This is a genomic window from Agromyces sp. NPDC056389 (assembly GCF_042262385.1).
GTDB lineage: Bacteria > Actinomycetota > Actinomycetes > Actinomycetales > Microbacteriaceae > Agromyces.
In genome coordinates, this window is sequence record NZ_JBHJPN010000001.1 from 886,859 (window position 1) to 907,483 (window position 20,625).

17 protein-coding genes are annotated in these 20,625 nt (G+C 66.4%); 6 read left to right on the forward strand and 11 right to left on the reverse strand.

Going from position 1 to position 20,625, the window contains the following annotated elements; all coding sequences use genetic code 11:
- Positions 1–104: 104 nt before the first annotated feature.
- The 7 genes from ACFCVM_RS04180 to ACFCVM_RS04210 form a co-directional block, all read right to left on the reverse strand.
- The gene (locus tag ACFCVM_RS04180) at positions 105–2,249 is read right to left on the reverse strand and encodes an acyltransferase family protein (protein WP_375834225.1); all 2,145 of its coding nucleotides are present in this window, start codon (positions 2,247–2,249) and stop codon (positions 105–107) included.
- Positions 2,250–2,319: 70 nt separating this feature from the next.
- Complete coding sequence (locus tag ACFCVM_RS04185; protein WP_375834228.1) at positions 2,320–3,081, reverse strand: glycosyltransferase; 762 nt, start codon at positions 3,079–3,081, stop codon at positions 2,320–2,322.
- Between the two features lie 110 nt (positions 3,082–3,191).
- On the reverse strand, positions 3,192–4,139 hold the full coding sequence (locus ACFCVM_RS04190; protein WP_375834231.1) for a glycosyltransferase: 948 nt from the start codon (positions 4,137–4,139) through the stop codon (positions 3,192–3,194).
- Positions 4,136–4,546, reverse strand: coding sequence for a DUF2304 domain-containing protein (locus ACFCVM_RS04195; RefSeq protein WP_375834233.1), 411 nt, complete (start codon positions 4,544–4,546; stop codon positions 4,136–4,138). The genes ACFCVM_RS04190 and ACFCVM_RS04195 overlap by 4 nt, the downstream gene beginning before the upstream one ends.
- Positions 4,543–5,277: a glycosyltransferase family 2 protein gene (locus tag ACFCVM_RS04200; RefSeq protein ID WP_375836650.1), complete on the reverse strand. Its 735-nt coding sequence runs from the start codon at positions 5,275–5,277 to the stop codon at positions 4,543–4,545. Before ACFCVM_RS04200 ends, ACFCVM_RS04195 begins: the two co-directional genes overlap by 4 nt.
- 38 nt (positions 5,278–5,315) lie before the next feature.
- Positions 5,316–7,475: a hypothetical protein gene (locus tag ACFCVM_RS04205; RefSeq protein ID WP_375834235.1), complete on the reverse strand. Its 2,160-nt coding sequence runs from the start codon at positions 7,473–7,475 to the stop codon at positions 5,316–5,318.
- A complete protein-coding gene (locus ACFCVM_RS04210) occupies positions 7,435–9,357 on the reverse strand; it encodes a DUF6541 family protein (RefSeq protein WP_375834237.1) in 1,923 nt (640 codons plus the stop codon). Before ACFCVM_RS04210 ends, ACFCVM_RS04205 begins: the two co-directional genes overlap by 41 nt.
- Before the next feature lie 162 nt (positions 9,358–9,519).
- On the opposite strand from ACFCVM_RS04210, the gene rfbA reads away from it, so the two are divergent.
- From rfbA to ACFCVM_RS04225, 3 genes are read left to right on the forward strand one after another with little or no spacing between them, the layout of a single operon-like run.
- Positions 9,520–10,389, forward strand: coding sequence for a glucose-1-phosphate thymidylyltransferase RfbA (gene rfbA, locus ACFCVM_RS04215; protein ID WP_375834240.1), 870 nt, complete (start codon positions 9,520–9,522; stop codon positions 10,387–10,389).
- A 2-nt stretch (positions 10,390–10,391) separates the two neighbouring features.
- Positions 10,392–11,390, forward strand: a complete 999-nt coding sequence (rfbB, locus tag ACFCVM_RS04220; protein ID WP_375834242.1) for a dTDP-glucose 4,6-dehydratase — start codon at positions 10,392–10,394, stop codon at positions 11,388–11,390.
- A gap of 4 nt (positions 11,391–11,394) precedes the next feature.
- On the forward strand, positions 11,395–12,816 hold the full coding sequence (locus ACFCVM_RS04225) for a sugar nucleotide-binding protein (protein WP_375834245.1): 1,422 nt from the start codon (positions 11,395–11,397) through the stop codon (positions 12,814–12,816).
- Between the two features lie 4 nt (positions 12,817–12,820).
- On the opposite strand, the gene ACFCVM_RS04230 is transcribed toward ACFCVM_RS04225, so the two are convergent.
- On the reverse strand, positions 12,821–13,708 hold the full coding sequence (locus ACFCVM_RS04230; protein ID WP_375834248.1) for a glycosyltransferase: 888 nt from the start codon (positions 13,706–13,708) through the stop codon (positions 12,821–12,823).
- A 156-nt stretch (positions 13,709–13,864) separates the two neighbouring features.
- Between ACFCVM_RS04230 and glf the strand changes: the two genes are divergently transcribed.
- The 3 genes from glf to ACFCVM_RS04245 are packed head-to-tail and all read left to right on the forward strand — an operon-like array spanning position 13,865 to position 16,621.
- On the forward strand, positions 13,865–15,031 hold the full coding sequence (gene glf / locus ACFCVM_RS04235; protein ID WP_375834251.1) for a UDP-galactopyranose mutase: 1,167 nt from the start codon (positions 13,865–13,867) through the stop codon (positions 15,029–15,031).
- Positions 15,028–15,894, forward strand: a complete 867-nt coding sequence (locus ACFCVM_RS04240) for an ABC transporter permease (RefSeq protein WP_375834253.1) — start codon at positions 15,028–15,030, stop codon at positions 15,892–15,894. The genes glf and ACFCVM_RS04240 overlap by 4 nt, the downstream gene beginning before the upstream one ends.
- Complete coding sequence (locus ACFCVM_RS04245; RefSeq protein ID WP_375834256.1) at positions 15,878–16,621, forward strand: ABC transporter ATP-binding protein; 744 nt, start codon at positions 15,878–15,880, stop codon at positions 16,619–16,621. The genes ACFCVM_RS04240 and ACFCVM_RS04245 overlap by 17 nt, the downstream gene beginning before the upstream one ends.
- Before the next feature lie 40 nt (positions 16,622–16,661).
- On the opposite strand, the gene ACFCVM_RS04250 is transcribed toward ACFCVM_RS04245, so the two are convergent.
- The 3 genes from ACFCVM_RS04250 to ACFCVM_RS04260 all read right to left on the reverse strand — a co-directional run bounded on the left by ACFCVM_RS04250 (position 16,662) and on the right by ACFCVM_RS04260 (position 20,535).
- Positions 16,662–17,492: a glycosyltransferase gene (locus ACFCVM_RS04250; protein WP_375834259.1), complete on the reverse strand. Its 831-nt coding sequence runs from the start codon at positions 17,490–17,492 to the stop codon at positions 16,662–16,664.
- Positions 17,489–18,439, reverse strand: a complete 951-nt coding sequence (locus tag ACFCVM_RS04255; RefSeq protein WP_375834261.1) for a glycosyltransferase — start codon at positions 18,437–18,439, stop codon at positions 17,489–17,491. Before ACFCVM_RS04255 ends, ACFCVM_RS04250 begins: the two co-directional genes overlap by 4 nt.
- Before the next feature lie 68 nt (positions 18,440–18,507).
- Positions 18,508–20,535 carry an acyltransferase family protein gene (locus ACFCVM_RS04260; protein ID WP_375834263.1) on the reverse strand — a complete coding sequence of 676 codons (2,028 nt, stop codon included), beginning with the start codon at positions 20,533–20,535 and terminating at the stop codon, positions 18,508–18,510.
- Between the last annotated feature and the right edge of the window lie 90 nt (positions 20,536–20,625).

The window sequence follows — 20,625 nt, forward strand, 5'->3', positions numbered from 1 at the left end:
ACGCAGAGCATCACGACTTGTGACTCACCAGCCGATCAGATGCCGATTCGACCGATGCGGCCGGATTCGGTTCCAGTCTCGATGCTCTCACATCCTTCGTGGACCTACCGTTCGAGCGTGTCTGGCGCCGCGCCGAGCCCTGGCACGACCTGCTCGAGGTACGGGCGCAGCAGACGTACGAAATCGACGTTGAGGTGATTGGCGTCATAGTAGACCGGAACGGCTCCGACCACTGCATAGCAGGATGCGTCATCGCAGAAGTAGCGGGTCGGGTCGAACGCCACCACCCGTGGGTCGCTGCTCGCCTGTGCGGCCATGATCATCGGGTCGGGAGGTTGGGCCCGGCCGCGCTCGCTGGCGCAGCGCAGCGGATCGTCGGGATTCAGAATGACGCAATTCGGATCACGGACTCCGGCGTTGAACGGCGGATCTCCCAGGACGACGACGGTTGCGCCCGCGCCGGTCCATCGACTCCAAGACCGACCGAAGCCGTCGGCGTACTGCTCCTCCGCAGAGCGCCCCGTACCGTCATCGACGACCTCCGCACGCGAGAAGGCGGACGTGAAGACGATATCCGGCCCCTCGTGCTCGACTTCCGCAACCGACGCAGCGCTCCATTCACGGCACTGGTCACGGGCGTCCGGGGCGCGATCACCGTAGTAGCCGACGAATGCGACATCGGCCGGCGGGCAGCCGCCGAGGAAGCTGATCGTCAGTCGCCAGCCGCGCTCCCGAGCCATGTCGAAGATGGCCCACTGCCATTGCTGGGCGTGGGAGTCGCCGACGAGCCAGACTTCGGTCGCCTCACCGGATCCGTCGCTGAAGTCGCAGACGCTCGTCGTCATCGCATCGCCGACCATGAGCCGCTCGGTGAGCGCACACGGCTTCGGCGTCTGGTGGTACGCGTTGCGCTCGCCCATCTCAGGCTGTTCCGCCGGCATGCCGAACGGGGCGGTGCAGTCGGCCCCGTCTGCGACGGCGTTCGGCCCCTCGCACGATCCGGCCTCCGGAACTGCGATGGGGACCGCGAGTGCGACCTCTTCTCTGGCGGCCGCCCAGGCAAGGCCGGCGCAGAGGAGGCCGACGAGCGCCATGCCTGCGACCATCGCGAGGAAGGTGCGCCGGGTCGACGCTCGAAGCCAGCTTGATCGTTGCCCTGGACCCTCGACGAACCGCCGCGTGAGCGCAGCCAGGGCGAGCGTCACCGCAACGATGAGCAACTTGTCGAGGGCAGTCGCCGGACGAAGCAGCACGAATGGTGCGATGACGATCAGCGGCCAGTGCCAGAGGTAGACCGAGTACGAGACATCACCGAGCCACTGGACCGGTCGAAGTCCCGTGACCCGTTCGTGGAGCAGCCGGTATCCGGCGCCTCCCGCGCCGATCACGAGCAATGTGCCGACGACGGGCACGAGCGCGGCGATGCCGGGAAAGGGCGTGAGATGGTCGAACCAGAACGCCGCGACGACGATGAGCGCGAACCCGGCGACCGCCGAGACCTCTGCGATCGCGCGCTGCAGGCGAATGCGATGAGCCAGGAGCGCGAGCACTGCCCCGGCCGCGAACTCCCAGGCTCGCGTAGGAGTGACGAAGTAGGCCTGCGCCGGCTCGGATGCAGTGAGCATCACGCTTGCGAGCAGCGAGGCGGCCGCGATGACGAGGAGCGTCGCCGCCACCACTGCCCGGGGTCGATTCGGCAGGAATCGGGCGGCGAGGAGCCATGCGAGCATCATCGCGAGCGGCCACACCAGGTAGAACTGCTCCTCGACCGAGAGCGACCAGTAGTGCTGGGCCACGGTGGCGGCATCGCTCTGGGCGGAGTAGTTCACCGAAAGGGCGGCGAGAACCCAGTTCTCGACGTAGAACGCGCCGGCCGCGACCTCACCGGCAGCTCGCTGCCAACTCGCGGCAGGGAGCAACAGCCAGGTGACGAAGACCCCGACTACGAGAACGAGGAGGGCTGCGGGCAGCAGCCGTCTCGCTCGTCGTGCATAGAATGCCGCGAGCCGGACACGCCCCGTCGCGAACAACTCGCGACCGAGATGCGAGGTGATGAGGTATCCGGAGATCACGAAGAACACGTCGACCCCGACGTAGCCGCCTGCGAGGCGCTGCGGCCAGAGATGGTTGAGGACGACAAGGGTGACCGCGAGTGCGCGCAGCGCCTGGATGTCCGGACGGAAGCCGCGCGTCGCCTCCGTCGTGACTCGTGGCGGAGTCGTCGCGGGTGCGGTCGTCACCGTCGTCATGACGTAGCTCTCCGACCTCGGAAGCCCGGGCACGCTGAAGCTCCATGAGGCCGGACCCGATCAATGCACCTCACAGCGGGTGTCCTGCTCGAACGCGCGTACGCGCGACGCGGATGGCGCGGAGGAGCATCCAACGTGAGCGGACGGCCGCTGCGAGCCCTCGCGGGCGCGGACTCGACGCGTTCGCTTCGTGAACGCGACGGAGCAGTGTGTCGGCATCGACGTGGCCCATCGAACGCGACACGTTCCCGACGATCGCGATCCAGAGATCATGCGACTCCGTGAGGAACGCCGGGAACGGAACGGCCAAGGCCAAGGCATCCCGCCGCACGCCCATCGCACACCCGAAGTACGGCGCGTCCCCCGCGATGATCCTCGCCAGATTCCGTCGACGATGATCGGCGGTCGACGAGCGGAGTCGCCACGGTCTGCCCGATATCGGCGACTTCAGTGGTGCGCCGCTTCCGAGCAGCGAGAGGTTCGAAGCGACGACGGCGCTGCGGTCGAGGGCGGCGACCATCACGTCGACTCTGCCGGGGAGCCAGACGTCATCCTGGTCGGCGAGCAGCACGACGTCACCGCTCGAACGCCCGATCGCGTCCTCGAACGCACGGACGTAGCCCTGATTCCGGCCCGAACGGTGCAGCACGATCCGCGGATCCGCGTAGGACTGGATGATCGCAACCGTCTCGTCGGTGCTGCGGTCGTCCGTGATCACGAGCTCGTCAGCAGGGCCGAGCTGCTCGAGCACGGAGTCGATCTGTTCGGCGAGGTATGCGGCGCCGTTGTAGGTCGCCATGCACACGCTGACGCGTGCGGATCGCGCGTTCATCTGCATGGTCTCCCTGTGGTCGGCTGCGAACGGAGCGCCACGTAGACGATGGCCGATGAAATCCGTCCTGATGAGGATAGCCGGATTCCCCTGCGCCTCGATCCCGACGGTCAGCCGGCCTCGTGGAGCGGCACGAGCTCCGACGCGGCCCACCGCACCGTCGCGGCGCGCTTCGCAGCCGCATCGGGAATTCGGCCCATTCGACCTCGCACGCCGTCGGCGATCGCCTGCCGGTATACGGCGAGCAATGCGCGCCGCGGCCGGGCCACCGAAGCTGCGTTGGCGAAGTGCAGGAGCTCGAGGATCGAGTCCCGGATGATCCATCCTGGGCGGCGGAGGCCGAAACGAGCATTCACGACGATCCGATTGCGGACACGGTAGTAGTAACGGAACGGCGTGCTCAGTGTCAGTTCATCGGGGATGAACGGCAGCCGGCCGAGAATGCCCGGTCGACGGTATGCGGTTCCGAGCCGATGCTGCATAGCAGTACCCGGCGCAGCCACGCCGTCCATTCCAGCGCAGCTGCATCGCAGTTCGAATTCGGTGTCGACGAGGTCGATGAACAGATCTTCACGCAACAGACCGACGCGCTCGAAGGTGACGCGCGGAACGAGCATTCCGGACTGGATCGCGTGGCGGGTCGTCAGCGTCCCGTCCGCTTGCTCTCGGAACACCTGCCGAACGCCCGCGAAGTACTCCGGCACGGCGAAGCCGGGTGTGTAGTCCGCGGTCGTCGCACGGCGATGCGCGGCGATGAGTTCATCGACGAGGGCCGGTTCCACTGCGGAATCCTGGTCGAGCATCAGGACGTAATCCGCTGCATCAGCGAGCGCGGCCCTGACCCCGACGTTCAATGCGCGCGCGATACCGCTGTTCCGGTCGAGTCGATGCACGACCGTATTGCGCCCCGCGAGTCGCTCGAAGACGTCGTCGTACTCGGAACCGCTGCCGTCGTCGATGACGATGACGGAGTAGGCGTCCATGAGTTGAACGAGGTTTCGGCGGAGTCCATCGTCGGGACGGAACGCCGACACCACCACGATCGTCCGGTCGGTCAACCGGCGTCTCCCTGGTCCGCGGCGGAGTCGGAGTCTTCCGGCGCCGACCGGGACTCGAGGCGCCCGACGCGCTCTCGCAGCTGGTCGATCTCGGCACGACCGATCGCCGATTCCTCCGCGTTGCGCCGGATCTCCTCCTCCGCCTGGGACAGCTCCCAGGAAAGATGCAGGCTGACTCCGAGCAGCAGGATGATCGACAGCGCGAACAGAAGGTTCGAGGGGACTTGGACACCGAGGATCCGCGTCGCCCACTCGAGCAGTCCGGGGAACAGCCCGAGGATGAGCACGAGCAGTCCGACGACGATCCACAGGACGGCGTACTTCTCGCGAAGCTGTCGCCTCAACAGCATGGTGAGCACCAGGCCGAGGAGCGTGACCGCGAGGACGATGGAGAAGAAGACGATCATGCGTGACGCTCGATTGAACGGGAACGAGGCTGCCGGAGCATCGCCAGACCGAGAGCGAACACGCTGCGCAGCAGGTACACCGTGGCTCCGAGTGGATTCTGGCTGGGCTTTCCGTGGGCTCTCACGCGCATCGCAACCGGCACCTGGGTGACGGTCAACCCGGCGTGGATCGCCGCGACCAGCGAGTCGATGGTGTCTCCCAGGTATTCAGCCGGGTAGTACCGGACGTATTGTTCGATCGCTCGGGAATTCGCCGCGCGGAATCCGGAGGTGACGTCGGTCAGCGGTGTCTTCGCCAACCTCGAAACGGTGCCTGCGAGGAACTTCATCGCCCACTTCCGCGGACCACGGACCTCGTAGTCGCCCTGGTCTGCGAACCGGGCACCGATCGAGATGTCTGCGTGTTCGAGCGCGGCGAGCACTTGTGCGATGTCCTGTGGATTGTGCTGGCCGTCCGCATCCACCTGGATCGCCGACTCGTAGCCGAGGCGGCTCGCATAGGTGAATCCAGTGCGCATCGCGCCGCCGACCCCCATGTTGAACGGGAGCGGCAATACGACCGCACCGGCAGCCGTGGCTACCTCGTGCGTCGTGTCGGTCGACCCGTCGTCGACCACGACGATGTCGTAGTTCGATGAAGCGTCGCGGATCTCGCGCACGACGTCGCCGACATTTCGCTCTTCATTCCAAGCCGGGACGATGACCAGTACGCGGCCTGAAGCAGTTCTCATGGGTGAAAGCAATCATAGTCGAGGTGGCCGGGGCTAGATCAGGGTATCGGATCCCCCACCTGGTACGACGACAGGAAGGCCGCAGGAAGACTCTCGATCGGCGGAACCCGGCCTCCCCCGAGCCGAACCAACGACTGATAGCTCTGAACGTGGTGGAGCTGACCGCCGCTCATCGTGTAGACCTCGCCGGTGCCGACGAATTGGACGAATGAGCCCTCAGCGAGGATCGGCGCGCCGATCCCGACGTCCTTGATGGTCGACGGATCCCAGCTGAGCACCTTCAGCGGACGGTCGCCGTTCAACGCGATCAGATCGGCGTACGCACGGACATGGCGAAGGACGCCGCCCGAGAGGTGGTACACGGCACCGCCACCCCGTGGCTGGACGAACACCGATCCACTGAGCGAGCTCGGGGACTTCACGAACGCCTGGCACGCGTCGGCGGCGAGCACCGTGACGTTCCATCCGGAGGGGACGGCTCCGGTGTACGGGAAGACTTGCCCCCCAGCCCCGAAGAACACGGAAGTGTCGCATTGGACGAACGGCGAAAGGCTGCCAGCGGTGCGCGTGCTGCGCGCGAGCACACCATCGGGGACGACGCGATACTCGCCCGCTCCGAACTCACCGGCGAGGCTGAACGACGGAATCCGGATGATCGATCGATCGCCGGCGGCCAGCATCACGTCACCCGAACTCGCCTCCTTGACGAGGCTGTTCGGCTTCAGCAGGGCGGGTCCCTCGGTCAGCGCCCTCGCGCCGCTCTCCGACATCTGCGCCACGAATCCATTGGTTGAAGCCGAGACGTACAACCAGGCCACGGTGTTGGGAATGTACCTGCGCTCGGAACCGGAGATGCGATAGTACTCCGGCCGGTACTCCACCCGCATGAACGGCCCGACCTGGGGTCCCGTCGGGAACGCGTCGAGTTGATACTGATCCAGATTCGTGTAGCTCGAGAACGAGTACCCGAACTGCGCGATCTGCTCCGGGCTGGTGAACCGGTGCTTCGTACCATCGCCCTGGAGCAGATAGAGAGTGCCCGTGCTCGGCTCGTGCACGTACCGCGTGACAGGTTGGCCGGTCGGAAGTCCGTCGACGTATCGCACGTCGACCGTGCTCGCCCCGCCGAGCCGCGAAGCCAGGACGACGTATTCCGCCCAGTCGACGATGTGGTGCTTGACACCACCGGCCACCAGGTAGATCTCGCCACGTCCGGCAGCTTGCACGATGGAACCCGAAGACGTCTGCGTGCTTCCGAACCAGTCGGTGAAGTAGTTGAAGAAGTTCCGATTGCCGTAGGCGGAGCATCGATCCCCGGTTCCGTATCCTGCGGCGAGCGCCGCCGCGTTCGGCTGGTACGGCGTGTAGTAGTAGAGGTTGGCCGTCGCCTGGTTCTCGATGTACACCGGACTCGACCCGCACGATGCATCCGGGTGGTACCGCACGTTGGCAGTACGCCCAGGTGCGTACCAGGTGAAGTTCGAACTCGATCCGTACACCTTGAACTGGCGCGCGGCGGAGTAGACCTGGTTGAAGAAGCCGTAGTACTGGGAGTCGCAAGCGGCGGTGTCCGGGCAGGCGTACCCCATGGCGATCTGGTATCTCGTCGCCGACGGCGCCGTCGAGGTGACGAGGCCCTGCTCCTTCTGAAGCATGACGATGAGCACCTGCGGATTGATTCCGCACGCCTGCGCGACCTTGACGATGATCCGCGCGGCCGGCTCGTTGCCGGCACCGGCATACGCCGAACAATGCGAGTCGGCACCGCGCGACGATGTCGACTGCGCGTAGTTCTTCAGGCACACGGCACCACTCGAGCACGCGGAGACCCGGGAGTTCAGGAACGACTGGACCTGGGCCTCTCCCATTGATCCCGAGTTGAAGAAGACGTTGTTGCTGATGATGTTGCCCGCGCGGAACTGGGATAGGTCCGCGGCTTCAGCCGGAGCGCGGTCACCGACCGTCGCGTCGATGCCGACGAGCGCGACCGCAACCAACGACAACGCCGCCAAGACCGCCGTGACGCCACGCGATCGAAATTTCCCCCGTGCAAACATGACTATTTCCCCCCAAGCGTGCAACCCATTCATCATGGTGCACGATCCACTCGGATCCGGGAAGGCTCGCGGCTGCGCGGGATCCTGCGGAGGACTTCCCTCAGTCGGTGCAGGCGACGATGCGGTACAACGCCGCGTCACCGACGCGAGCGACCTCCTCGACGGCGTCGGAGCCGGCGAGGTTCTCGATGCCGGGCATACGCCGTTCCTCGTTGTTGACCTGCTGTCGACCGAAATCGATCACGTATCCGGTGTTCGTCGATTCAACGGCGTCGCAGACGTCGCTGCCGGGCACCGCGTCGCGCAGGTGCTCGTTGATCTCAGCCATGTCGGGCGAGGTCTCCATCAGCAGATGGGGCATGAGAACGGGGCGATCGGAGATGGCGAACGCCAATCCCGCACCCGTCCACGGGTTTCCGGCGATCGTGACCCCCTCAGGAACGAACTCGGGAACCTCCTCGAGCAGCTCGAGCTCATCGGGTGTGAGCAGCCAGGCGTCATCGGCGAGCAGGAAGACCCGTTGCGCCGGAGCCGTCGCCGAGGCCATGGCGAAACCCTGGGTTCCGAGCGTGAGCAGGACGACCGACGCTCCCACGCCGGCGATCGCCCACCCCTTGGGGATTCGAGTCCTGACCTGCTGCCACCAGGATCGGCCGACCACGAATTCGACGATGGCACCCACGCCGAGTGCGGCGATCGGGAGCATCGCCACCGGCAGCAGTCCAGCGAGACGGGGAGTGTTGTTGTACCAGGGGCCGGTGAGGAAATGCCGGATCGACTCGAACGGGCTCGCGGAGACCACGATGAAGAGCAAGGCCGCCATCGCGTAGATTCCGAACGCCACCCAGAGCGCCTCGCTGCGCCGGAGCACGACGGTCAGGATGCCGATCGCGATGAAGACCGTCAGGCCGATTGCGACCGGCATGAAGTACGCGGAAACCGTGAGGACCTCGCCGACCGCCTGTCCGACCGTCTGCAACGTCGGCCACACGATCTGGCTCGCCGGCGGACGCAGCACGTTGAGGGCGACGACTCCGACGACGGAGTACACGGCGAAGAGGACCACCGGTACGAGGAATCGACGTCGTCGGAACGAGCGGACCAGGAGCACCACTGCCATCGGCACCGTGAAGGCGAGCCACGCCACGAGTGCACCGGGGTGGGCGAGCGACATGCCCGGCATGAGCAGCGCGAGCACGATGAACGCCGCCGTTCGAGTCATCCCGCTCGCCGTCGAGCCGAGCCGGAGGATGACGAGGGTCGCCGCGAGCGCCACCGGCAGCACCGCGACACCGAGGAACAGCGGGTAGAGCACTCCGTAGTGGAGCAGCAGGATCGGGTATCCAGGGAACGCGGCCGACAGCACGCCCGCCGCGATCGTGACCGCAGGGGCGGTGCCGATGAGGGTTCGAACGAGCAGCATGGCGCCGAGCGGCCACACGATCGAGGCCGCGACGAACGTCAGGGCGTTCACCGCGGCGGGGATCGACGCTCCGGTGATGTCGACGACCAGCGCAACGGTCGCGTGCCAGAGCGACGGGTAGAAGGGGATCTCCGTCATGCCGCCGACATCGAGGGGCGAACCGCTCCCGGTCTCCAGCACGTACCTCACGGCGTTGAGGTGGAACACGTTGTCGAACGACTGCGAGATCGCATCCGGGGTGCCGTGGATCATGACCATGCGGATGACGAGCACGACGGCGCCGACCGCGAACCCCACGAAGAAGGGCCAGCGCGGACCGATGGGCGGCGCTTCGGGCCGATAACGGCGGAACAGGACGCGGAAACCGAAGGCGACGGCCGCCACGACGATGGTCAGCACGAGACACGGCAGGATCGACCAGCGGATGCCGAGGAACGGGGAGAGGAAGCTCGCGACAGCGAAGACGCCCAACGAAATCGGCGCAGCGCTCGCCCACAGCCAGAGACCTCGGAGACCGAGAATCGAGGCGATCAGCGCTCCGGGCCCGATCAGGATCGCCAGCGTCGCACCGATCGGCACCAGGAATTCGATCCACGCCACCCTGTCATCCACCCTTCGCACCGCAATCGATCCCGCTCCGGGACCTCCCAACTGTACGCGAGGGACGTCGCCGCATCCGAAACCGCGTCGATTCTCAGCGTCGTCTCCCAGTCATCCGCCATGCGGTCGCCGACGTAGGGGACCGCATGGCACGATTGAGGGGTGAAAGGCATCATTCTCGCTGGCGGATCCGGTACGCGACTGCACCCCATCACGCTGGGCGTCTCGAAGCAACTCGTTCCGGTGTACGACAAGCCGATGATCTACTACCCGTTGTCGACGCTGATACTGGCGGGCATCCGGGAGATCCTCGTCATCACCACGCCGCATGACGCCGACGGCTTCAGGCGGCTCCTCGGTGACGGCTCGCAGTTCGGCATCGAGCTGACCTTCGCCGTGCAGCCGTCGCCCGACGGCCTCGCGCAGGCGTTCACGATCGGCGCGCCGTTCATCGGCGACGACAAGGTGGCGCTCGCACTCGGCGACAATCTGCTCTACGGGCCCGGCCTCGGCTCGCAGCTCAAGAGATTCGCCGACGTCCGAGGCGGCGCGGTCTTCGCCTACTGGGTCGCCGAACCGAGCGCGTACGGCGTCGTCGAGTTCGATGCATCCGGTCGAGCGATCTCGCTCGAGGAGAAGCCGGCTTCGCCGAAGAGCAACTTCGCCGTACCGGGCCTCTACTTCTACGACAACGACGTCGTCGAGATCGCGAGCGGATTGGCGCCGTCGGCCAGGGGCGAGTACGAGATCACCGATGTGAATCGTGTCTACCTCGAGCGCGACGCCCTCAGCGTCGAGGTGCTGCCCCGCGGCACCGCATGGCTGGACACCGGCACCTTCGATCAGATGACGGATGCCGCGGACTACGTTCGCACCATGGAACGTCGCACCGGGCTCCGGATCGGCGTGCCTGAAGAAGTGGCCTGGCGACAGGGCTTCCTCTCCGACGACGAACTGCGATCACGAGCCGAAGCGCTCGTCAAGTCGGGTTACGGCGCCTACCTGCTCGAGACTTTGGAAAGAGGACGCTGACGATGGGCCGACTTCTCGTGACCGGAGGGGCCGGATTCATCGGCTCCAACTTCGTGCACCACGTCGTGGAACACACCGACCACCAGGTGACGGTGCTCGATGCACTCACCTACGCCGGCAACCGGCGCAGCCTCGACGGGCTGCCCGAGTCGCGCCTCACGTTCGTGCACGGCGACATCACCGATGCCGAGGTCGTGGATGGCCTGGTGGCCGACGCCGACGCGGTCGTCCACTACGCCGCCGAGTCGCACAACGACAACTCGCTCGACAACCCGAGACCGTTCCTCGACACCAACATCATCGGCACGTACACGCTGCTCGAGGCGGTTCGCCGTCACAGCACCCGCTATCACCACATCTCCACCGACGAGGTGTACGGCGATCTCGAACTCGACGATCCCGAGCGCTTCACGGAGGCCACGCCGTACAATCCGTCGTCGCCCTATTCCTCCACGAAGGCCGGCAGCGATCTCCTCGTCCGCGCGTGGGCGCGATCCTTCGGAGTCCAGGCGACGATCTCGAACTGCTCGAACAACTACGGTCCCTACCAGCACGTCGAGAAGTTCATCCCCCGGCAGATCACGAACGTCCTGCGCGGAGAACGCCCCAAGCTCTACGGCAGCGGCGTGAACGTCCGCGACTGGATCCACGCCGACGACCACTCCTCGGCGGTGCTGACCATCCTCGACCGCGGTGTCATCGGCGAGACGTATCTCATCGGCGCCGACGGCGAGCGCAACAACAAGGAGGTCGTCGAGCTCATCCTCACGACCATGGGCCTCCCCGCCGACGCGTACGACCACGTGAACGACCGCGCCGGGCACGATCTCCGCTACGCGATCGACTCCACGAAGCTCCGGACGGAACTCGGCTGGGAGCCGCGATTCGAGGACTTCGAGGCCGGTCTCGCTTCGACCATCGACTGGTACCGCGCCAACGAGGACTGGTGGGCGCCCGCCAAGGCCGGCACCGAGGCCTTCTACGCGGCTCGGGGGCAGTAGCAGCATGGAGTTCTCGAAGCAGCTCACGGCTTCCACGACGCCGATTCCCGGCCTCCTCGTCTACGAACTCCCCGTCTTCGGCGACAACCGCGGGTGGTTCAAAGAGAACTGGCAGCGCGAGAAGATGCTCGCCACCGGGCTGCCCGACTTCGGGCCCGTCCAGAACAACATCTCCTTCAACGATGCGCGCGGCACGACGCGGGGCATCCACGCGGAACCATGGGACAAGTTCGTCTCGGTGGCGACCGGGCGCATCTTCGGCGCCTGGGTCGACCTGCGAGAGGGTGAGACCTTCGGTGCGGTCTTCACCGTCGAGATCGACCCTTCACGGGCCGTCTTCGTGCCCCGTGGTGTCGGCAACGCGTATCAGACCCTCGAGGACGACACGGCGTACTCGTACCTGGTGAACGACCATTGGTCACCTGAGGCGCACTACACGTTCCTCAACCTGGCGGACGAGACCGTCGCGATCCCCTGGCCGGTTCCGCTGGACCAGGCCGAGCTGTCGGCGAAGGATGCCGCACACCCGCGCCTCGCCGACGTGGAGCCGTTCGCTCCGCGGCGCACCCTCGTGGTCGGTGCCGGCGGCCAGCTGGGCCGCGCATTGTCCCGACGTTTCGCGGGGCGCGCCGACGTCGAGTTCGCAGATCGCTCGAGCCTCGACCTCACGGCGTCCGATCTTGCGACCGCCCGTCCCTGGCGCGAGTACTCCACCATCATCAACGCGGCCGCCTACACCGCCGTCGATGCGGCGGAGACCATCGACGGCCGACGTGACGCATGGGCCGCGAATTCCAGCGCGGTCGCGCGCCTCGCCGACATCGCCCGAGCATTCAACCTGACGTTCGTGCACGTGTCGAGCGACTACGTGTTCGACGGCACCGAAGAGGCGGCGTACCGTGAGGACGCTCCCCTCTCGCCGCTCGGCGTGTACGGCCAGACGAAGGCCGCCGGAGACCTGGCTGCGTCGAGCGTGCGCGACCACTACATCCTCCGCACCAGCTGGGTGATCGGAGAGGGCGCGAACTTCGTTCGGACGATGCACTCGCTCGCGGGGCGAGGGATCGACCCGGCAGTGGTGTCGGACCAGCGCGGGCGGCTCTCGTTCACGGCGGACATCGCGGACGCGATCGCGTACCTGCTCGAGACCCGTCCGGAGGCCGGTGTCTACAACCTCTCGAGCACCGGGCCGGTGCGGTCGTGGGCCGAGATCGCACGCGAGGTGTTCCGGCTCGCCGGACATGATCCCGCTCGGGTCAGCGACGTCACCACCGCGGAGTACTTCAGCGGTGCCGATCGCGTCATCGCTCCTCGACCGGCCAACAGCGCGCTCGATCTCGGGAAGATCGTCGGAGCGGGCTTCACCCCCCGTGACGGCGACGAGGCACTCGCCGAGTACGTCGCGGGGCTGGCTCAGTCCGACTGAGCGATCAGTTGCCGCCGAAGACGTGACGTGCCAGGGCCTTGCCACCATCGAGGCTCCGCGCACGCACGGCCTTCGGCACTTCGTTCAACGCGTTCAGCCTCGATGAGAGGTGCACTCGGGCCGCCCGCGCCGCACGGTTCCATCCGCGGGCGCGCATCGCACGGTCTGCGTCGCCGAACAGTTGGCGTTCCTGCGCGAACTTCGACCCGTCGGGGCCCGTCTTCGCCGAGACGCTTCCGGAATGACGACGATACGAGAACACGACATCCTCGTCGACGACGAGGGATCCGCCGTTCGTCGTGATGTCGAGGAGCATCGCCAGGTCCTGGACGACGTCGAGGTCGAGCCGGAAACCGTGCTCCGACAGTTCGGTGACCCGCCAGCACAGCGACGGGAAGTAGGTCCAGTTGCCGCGCAGCAGGCCGAGCGCGAGTTCCTCTCCCGACACCTCGCGCGGCCTCGTGCCGCGCGGCCGGTACACGCGCTTGACGCGATCGGCGAGCGGACGGTGGGGGTGCCCGTCCTCGTCGATCACGTCGACGCCCGGCTGGATGACGTCGGCGTCGGGGAACCGGGCGATCAGCTCGGAGACGCGTTCGACGTACCGAGGATGCATGATGTCGTCGCATCCCATGATCACGGCGAACTCCGTCTGCATGAGCGTGACGGCCTTCCGGTAGTTGCCGCTCGGACGGAGGTTCACCTCGTTCCGGATGTAGGTCACCCGCGGGTCGTCGATCGCCGCGGCCCACTCCCCCGCCGACAGATCGGGATAGACGTCGTCGAGGATCACGAGTCGCCAATCGTCGCTGGTCTGCGCCAGCACGCTCTCGACGGCGAGTTTGAAGTGATCGATGCGCCCGTAGAACGGCATCATGATGTCGATGGTCACGCGAATCCTTGCTCGATGGGCGCGCGAACGCGCCGGGGACGACCATCCATGCTGGCACATCTTGCCGACGACGGCCGGTTCAGCGACCATGTCCGATCGGCTATTCTTGAACGTTGGTCGGGCTCGCAGGCCCGCCGCTCGAAAGGATGTGGTTGCGTGGCGATCGATTTGCTCGTTGTGGGCTCGGGGTTCTTCGGGCTCACCATCGCGGAACGGGCCGCGAACGAGCTCGGCCTGAAGGTGCTCGTCATCGACCGACGCTCGCACATCGGCGGCAACGCGTACAGCGCACCCGATCCCGAGACCGGCATCGAGGTCCACGAGTACGGCGCGCACCTCTTCCACACGTCGAACGCCACGGTGTGGGAGTACGTCAACCGCTTCACGGACTTCACGTCGTACCGGCACCGTGTGTACACGAACTACCAGGGCGAGGTCTACCCGCTGCCGATCAACCTCGGCACGATCAATCAGTTCTTCCGCGCCGCCCACTCGCCGAGCGAAGCTCGCGAGCTGATCGCGAAGCAGGCCGGAGAGTTCTCCACCTCCGATGCCGCGAACCTGGAGGAGAAGGGCATCTCCCTCATCGGGCGCCCGCTCTACGAAGCGTTCATCCGCGACTACACCGCGAAGCAGTGGCAGACGCCTCCGACGGAGCTGCCCGCCGAGGTCATCAGCCGGCTCCCCGTTCGCTACAACTACGACAACCGGTACTTCAACGACACCTACGAAGGCCTCCCCGTCGACGGCTACACGGCGTGGCTCGAGCGCATGGCCGACCATCCCAACATCGAGGTGCGACTCGGGACGGACTTCTTCGACGCGGCTCAAGAGACCGCCAAGTCGAACACCGTCGGACGCATTCCGATCGTCTACACCGGAGCGGTCGACCGCTACTTCGACTTCGCCGGCGGCGAACTCGCCTGGCGCACGCTCGACTTCGAACGGGAGGTGCTCCCGGTCGGCGACTTCCAGGGCACTCCCGTCATGAACTACGCCGGAGCCGACGTCCCGTATACGCGAATCCACGAGTTCCGTCACTTCCACCCCGAGCGCACGGAGTATCCGAGCGACAAGACGATCATCATGCGCGAGTACTCGCGATTCGCAAGCCACGACGACGAGCCGTACTACCCGGTGAACACGAAAGACGACCGCGCTGCACTCCTCGCCTATCGCGAGCTCCAGCAGGGCGAGCCCGACGTGCTCTTCGGCGGCAGGCTGGGCACCTACCAGTACCTCGACATGCACATGGCCATCGGATCGGCGCTCTCGATGTTCGAGAACAAGCTCAAGCCGATGTTCGATCGACGCTCGGCATGAGTACGGGCAGCACCGACTCGGACACGTTCGAGCGCCCCGGACATGGCGCGGGGCTGGTCGACGTCTTCGGTCGCCGTTACCTGCTGAGCCTCCTCGTCCGCAAGGAGGTCAGGGTCCGCTACCGCGGCTCGGTCCTCGGCTGGCTGTGGTCGTACGTGAAGCCGCTCACGCAGTTCGCGGTCTTCTACCTCGCGCTCGGCGTCTTCCTCCAGCAGAACCGCGCCATCGAGAACTACCCGATCTACATCTTCAGCGGGCTCGTCATGGTGAACCTCTTCAGCGAGGCGTTCAGCAACGGCACGAGATCGCTCGTCGACAATGCTGCGCTGATCAAGAAGATCTACCTGCCACGCGAGCTCTTCCCGGTCTCGTCGACCTTCGTCGCGTTCGTGAACTTCCTCCCCCAGCTCGTCGTGCTGCTGGTCGTGTGCCTGGTCGTCGGCTGGCGTCCCGAACCGCTCCAGATCCTCGGCATCCTGCTCGGGACGTTCATCGTCCTCTCGCTCGCCATCGGCCTCGGCTTGTTGTTCGGCGCGGTGAACGTGTCGTTCCGCGACGCGCAGAACTTCGTCGAGCTCATCGTGCTGGTCGCGACCTGGGCGTCCCCCGTCCTCTACCAGATGTCGATGGTCGAGAAGGTCCTGCCCGATTGGCTGCTCTTCCTCTATCAGATCAACCCGTTGACCGCCGGCGTCGAGCTGATGCATGCCGGATTCTGGTTCCCGACCACCGAACACTCTGACGCGATGAGCCCCGGGCTCTGGTTCACGAGCCTGATCGCACTCGGCATCTCATTGACGATGCTCGTCATCGGACAGATCGTGTTCCGCAAGCTGGAGGGCCGCTTTGCCCAAGACCTCTGATTCGAATCCGCGTTCACGCATCCGCGTGGAAGGCGTTCGGAAGACCTTCAAGCTCCGTCACACTCATTCGCTCAAGGAGACGTTCATCGCGGCGCTCCGACGCAAGGAGCTCAGCACGACGTTCAACGCCCTCGACGGCGTGGATTTCACGATTCCCGAGGGCCAGTCCGTGGCTCTGCTCGGGTTCAACGGATCCGGCAAGTCGACGCTGCTCAAGCTCATCTCGGGCGTGCTGCAGCCGGATGAGGGAACGGTGGCCACTCGAGGCCGTGTCGCCGGCCTCATCGAGGTCGGCGCCGGCTTCCATCCTGATCTGTCAGGGCGGGAGAACATCTATCTCAACGCCGCGATCCTCGGGATGACGAAGGCCGAGATCGATGACCGATTCGACGACATCGTGGCATTCTCCGAGATCGAGCAGTTCATCGAGACCGAGGTGAAGCACTACTCCTCGGGAATGTTCCTGCGTCTCGCCTTCTCCGTGGCGATCCACACCGAAGTCGATGTGCTGCTGATCGACGAGATCCTCTCCGTCGGCGACGAGCCGTTCCAGAAGAAGTGCCTCGCTCGGATCCGCGAACTGCACGCGCAGGGCAAGACGCTGGTCGTCGTGAGCCACGATCTCAACATGGTCGCAGACCTCTGCGAACGGGGCATCCTGCTCAGCAAAGGTCGCGTGGTCTTCGACGGCGAGTCGCACGAGGCCGTTCGACGCATGCGGGAGTGACCGCGCGACGCGTCACCGCTCGCACCTGTCGGCGGGTGCCTCAGCCGGTCGCACCTCGAGCGATGAAGCGCCGATAGACGACTCGCCTGATCGGCTCGGGGATGAAGCGATACGCGCCGCGTACTGCGACGTTGCGAAGGTACTGGCCTCGGGTCGTGAAACGGATGCGCCGCATCGCCCGCTGCAACTGCAGCTCGCTGCGCCACTGCTCCCGCCCGCCGCGCCGCGCGTATGCGCCGGCACCGACTCGGTACATCACGAGCGGCTCGGCGAGGTTTCCCACGGCCGCCCCGTTGCCGATCATGCGAGCGAAGAGCCAGTAGTCCTCCATGAGGCCGAGCGGCTGGTAGCCGCCCGCCTGCTCGACCGCAGCACGCCGGTAGACCACCGTGGGGTGGCTGAACGGGTCGTGGAACCGCGCGTACCGCCCGATCTCCTCGGGCTCCGTGCGCGGCACCCGCTGACCCACGATCGAGCCGACGTCATCGAGGAACTCGAGCATCCCCGTGCCGACCAGATCGAGTCCGCCCTCGATGAGCGGCAGCTGCTTCGCGAACCGCTCGGGCAGCGAGATGTCGTCGGCGTCCATGCGCGCCACGATGTCGTGCTCGCAGAGGGACAGCCCGACGGTCAACGCTGAGGCGAGCCCGACGTTCTCGGCGATCGTATGGTGCACGATCGACAGGTCCGGCGTGGCGACCGCGGCATCGATGGCATCTGCGAGTGCAGTGCCGACCGGTCCGTCCTGCACGAGTACGACCTGATCGGGACGCCGGGTCTGCGCCGTCACGCTCGACGAGAAGGCCTTCGCGAAGTGCGCCGCATCGTCGCCGCGGTACACGGGCATCAAGAGCGTGAACGGCTCGCTCATCGGCGCTCCAGTCGAGCGACCGCGTCGCTGACCGTGTCCAGCCCGGCCAGCGACATCGCATTGGGTCGGGGACGGGTCCTCGTGCCGTCCCGATACCCCCGACGCCATCCGTCGCGGAGGACGGAGCGGTCCTCCGAACGCGCGAACGTCCTGATCCAGCGCCGCACGCTCGAGGCCCCGTAGACCGTCTTCTCGAACGGCGAGAGACTCTGCGACCGACGGAACATCCAGAGCTTGTTGCGCACCTCGTAGTAGAAGCGCGGCCCCGGGTCCGCGTCGGTCGATCCGAGCACCTTCGTCTTGTGCACGACGACGGATGCCGGAACATGGAGGCCGCGTCGCCCCCGGAGCACTCGAGTCGAGTACTCGAAGTCGTCGTTCCAGATGAAGTAGTCCGCGATCGGCAGGCCGACCTCGCGAACGACGTCGGAGCGCACGAGCATCGAGACGAACGATGTGCTCCTGATCGCGATGCCGCCGCGCCGTGCTGCGTCGATGCGCTCGGCCTTCGAGACGAACGGCTTCGATCTCGGCGTGTTCATCGGGTGCTCGGTGCCGTCGGTCCAGACCACCCGGGATCCCGCTGCCACGACCTCGGTGCCGTCGACCGCGGAGAGCAGCGCGCCCAGAGCGGTCGAGGTCGGCACGGTGTCGTCGTCCATGAGCCACAGCCAGTCGGGCGCATGCCGCTCGATGGCGACGGCCATTCCCGCGGCGAACCCGCCGGCTCCCCCGGTGTTGCGCGACAGCGAGACGAGGTCGACGAAATCGCCGGCCGCCCGTGCGACCTCGGCCGAATCATCGGTCGAGGCGTTGTCGACGACGACGACGCGGGCGACCGGATGCTCCTGGGCGGCGAGCGCCTCGAGTACTTCGACGAGCAGCTCGCGCCGGTTGTAGGCGACGACGACCGCGACCACGCGCGGGGGAACGGGTGACGAACTCATGGACCCTCTGGGCTCAGTGGATGGGGAACACTCCATCTTGCCCTGTCTCCGCGGGGTTTCCCTGCACCTCAGAAGATCACGCCGTCGATGGACTCCCGGAGCATCGGCGCGAGGGACGTCGCGTAGGTTCCCGTCAGGTGGTTGTCGTCGAGGTAGACGTAGACGTTGCCCACGACCGCGATGCACACGTCATCGGGGCAGATGTACGGCGTCAGATCGACGGGATGCACGCCGCTCATCCACGCGACGTCGTCAAGCGGGCTCGGATCGGCGAGCGCATCGGAGACCGCGACCTGGCATGCGGAGTGGTCCGGCCCGTTCGCGAGCGCGCACTCGTAGCGATTCACGGAGTAGCGCGGGTTGTCACGCACCGCGATGACATCGATGCCGGCATCGGTGATCTCGTCGAGGACGCGCATGATGCCCGGCACGAGCTGTTCCCCCGAACCATCGATCTCCGCCGCCGTTCCGATCGTGAACACGGCCTCGGGTGCCAGCTCGACCACGTACCTGAGCGCTGCCTCGCTCCAGACGCTGCACTTGCCTTCGTCGACCGCGAACGGGCAGCCGCCCTTGAGCAGCGCGACCACCTGCCATTCCTCCTCCTCGGTGATCGGCAGGAGTGCTCCCATGAACTGCTCGGCGTGCGAGTCGCCGACGACGACGATCGTCGGGGCGTCGGAGGGCGCGCCGATCGATTGCGTGCACGACCCTTCGAGCTCCGGGTCTTCGGGAACGAAGGCCCCGGTGCACGGACCGTCGAGTGCGATCCATTCGGCATCGAGTGCGGTGGCGAGCGGTACCGCCGGCGTACTGGCTGCGAATCCGTCGGGGAACCCTCCGGCGAGGACTTCCGCACCCGGGTGATCGCCGATCCGACTCAACTCCTCTGCGCGCTGCTGCTCGTTCGCCTGCCAGTAGGTCAGGGGCACGGCGACCACGAGTACCGCGGCCACGATGACCGCGACACCGCGGCGCGGGGTGACGTCGGCCCATCTCCATGCGCGTACCGGCTGCTCCACGAGACGATGGACGAGGTACGCCAGGCAGATCGAGACGGCGATGATCGCCATTCCGCTCAACAACCCGGCCGAGTTGCGACCGGTGATCGCGAACCAGAAGATCAGGACCGGCCAGTGCACGAGGTACAGCGCGTACGACCACGTGCCGAGGCGTCGAAGCGGCGGTGACGCGAGCAGACGCCCTGGTCCGTACCGCGTCGGCCGCGTGCCGCCCAGCACCACGGCGGCGCAGGCGAGGGTCGGCCAGAGCGCGAGGAAGCCGGGGAATCCACCACGCACGTCGAGGACGAGACCGCACATGAAGAGCGCTGCGATGCCGCCCCAGCCGAGGGCGACACGCGCCCAGTCGGGCAGGTTCACGAAGGGCAGTGCGAGGGCGACGAGGGAGCCGAGGGCGAATTCCCAGAGTCGGGCACCCGTATCGAAGTATGCGAAGTCCTGGGCGAGCGCGGTCTCCGCCACCGAGGACGCCAACGAGACGATCATCACCGCCCCGAACAGTACGGCGAGCACCGTTCGGACCTGTCGTCCACTGCGGCGAACGACGGCGCCGGCGAGCACGAAGATCAACGGCCAGAGAATGAAGACCTGGCCTTGCACGGACAGCGACCAGAAGTGCTGGAGCGGGCTGACGAGGGCGCCGTGCGGAGCGTAGTAGTCGACGGCCGTCGCCGCGAGCTGCCAGTTCTGCACGTAGAACAACGAGGTCCAGCTCTGCTGCCAGATCGTCGGCCACTGCGTCGGCGGCAGCAGGAGAGCCGTCGCGGCGAGCACCGCGACCAGCACCACGACGCTCGCCGGGAGCAACCGCTTGAAGGTGCGGATCCAGTACCGACCGATGCCGAGCGGGTTTCCGGATTCGAGCCGTCGCGTGAACGACAGCGTCAGGAAGAAGGCCGAGAGCATGAGGAAGACGTCGACACCGCCCGAGACGCGCCCCAGCCACACGTGGTAGACGACCACGAGCAGCACTGCGAGCGCACGGAGACCGTCGATGTCGTCACGGCGTCCGACGGTCGTGGTGCTGTCGACCTCGGCCGACGCGCGCCAAGGCGCGATGGTGGGAGTACTCATGCCGGTGCAAGTCCTTCTGAACAACCGCGCGAACGCAGAGGGGGGAACGTCAGTGACGGACACACTCCCGCGTTGCGCGGGAGATCATGG